This window comes from Streptomyces sp. NPDC046860 (assembly GCF_040645115.1).
In the GTDB taxonomy this organism is placed as follows: Bacteria; Actinomycetota; Actinomycetes; order Streptomycetales; family Streptomycetaceae; genus Streptomyces.
This window is the reverse complement of record NZ_JBEYXQ010000042.1, coordinates 1-1,864: the sequence shown is the minus strand read 5'-3', so window position 1 is coordinate 1,864 and position 1,864 is coordinate 1. Positions and strand designations below refer to the sequence as shown.

General features: G+C 56.4%; 1 rRNA gene. It reads right to left on the bottom strand.

Features of this window, described 5'->3' with window-relative positions:
- Positions 1-21: 21 nt before the first annotated feature.
- Positions 22-1,864, bottom strand: a 23S ribosomal RNA gene (locus tag ABZ898_RS29590); the annotation flags it as partial.

The window sequence follows — 1,864 nt, the reverse complement described above, 5'->3', positions numbered from 1 at the left end:
ACACAGTGGACGCGAGCAACTGAGGACAAGCCCTCGGCCTATTAGTACCAGTCAACTCCACCCGTTACCGGGCTTCCATATCTGGCCTATCAACCCAGTCGTCTACTGGGAGCCTTACCCTCTCAAGGAGGTGGGAATACTCATCTCGAAGCAGGCTTCCCGCTTAGATGCTTTCAGCGGTTATCCCTCCCGAACGTAGCCAACCAGCCATGCCCTTGGCAGGACAACTGGCACACCAGAGGTTCGTCCGTCCCGGTCCTCTCGTACTAGGGACAGCCCTTCTCAATATTCCTACGCGCACAGCGGATAGGGACCGAACTGTCTCACGACGTTCTAAACCCAGCTCGCGTACCGCTTTAATGGGCGAACAGCCCAACCCTTGGGACCGACTCCAGCCCCAGGATGCGACGAGCCGACATCGAGGTGCCAAACCATCCCGTCGATATGGACTCTTGGGGAAGATCAGCCTGTTATCCCCGGGGTACCTTTTATCCGTTGAGCGACGGCGCTTCCACAAGCCACCGCCGGATCACTAGTCCCGACTTTCGTCCCTGCTCGACCCGTCGGTCTCACAGTCAAGCTCCCTTGTGCACTTACACTCAACACCTGATTGCCAACCAGGCTGAGGGAACCTTTGGGCGCCTCCGTTACTCTTTAGGAGGCAACCGCCCCAGTTAAACTACCCATCAGACACTGTCCCTGATCCGGATCACGGACCCAGGTTAGACATCCAGCACGACCAGACTGGTATTTCAACGACGACTCCCCCTGAACTGGCGTCCAGAGTTCACAGTCTCCCAGCTATCCTACACAAGCCGAACCGAACACCAATATCAAACTGTAGTAAAGGTCCCGGGGTCTTTCCGTCCTGCTGCGCGAAACGAGCATCTTTACTCGTAGTGCAATTTCACCGGGCCTATGGTTGAGACAGTCGAGAAGTCGTTACGCCATTCGTGCAGGTCGGAACTTACCCGACAAGGAATTTCGCTACCTTAGGATGGTTATAGTTACCACCGCCGTTTACTGGCGCTTAAGTTCTCAGCTTCGCCCTGTCGAAACAGAGCTAACCGGTCCCCTTAACGTTCCAGCACCGGGCAGGCGTCAGTCCGTATACATCGCCTTACGGCTTCGCACGGACCTGTGTTTTTAGTAAACAGTCGCTTCTCGCTGGTCTCTGCGGCCACCCCCAGCTCATGGAGTAAATCCAATCACCAGTGATGGCCCCCCTTCTCCCGAAGTTACGGGGGCATTTTGCCGAGTTCCTTAACCATAGTTCACCCGAACGCCTCGGTATTCTCTACCTGACCACCTGAGTCGGTTTAGGGTACGGGCCGCCATGAAACTCGCTAGAGGCTTTTCTCGACAGCATAGGATCATCCACTTCACCACAATCGGCTCGGCATCAGGTCTCAGACTATGTGCAAGGCGGATTTACCTACCTTACGTCCTACACCCTTACCCCGGGACTACCATCGCCCGGGATGGACTACCTTCCTGCGTCACCCCATCACTCACCTACTAACCGCTTGGGCCGGCGGCTCCACCACTTTCCTTTCCCCGAAGGGTCCGGAACGGCTTCACGGCCTTAGCATCACGATGCTCGATGTTTGACGCTTCACAGCGGGTACCGGAATATCAACCGGTTATCCATCGACTACGCCTGTCGGCCTCGCCTTAGGTCCCGACTTACCCTGGGCAGATCAGCTTGACCCAGGAACCCTTAGTCAATCGGCGCAAACGTTTCTCACGTTTGTATCGCTACTCATGCCTGCATTCTCACTCGTGAACCGTCCACAACTCGCTTCCGCGGCTGCTTCACCCGGCACACGACGCTCCCCTACCCATCACAGCACCCGTTGGGGCT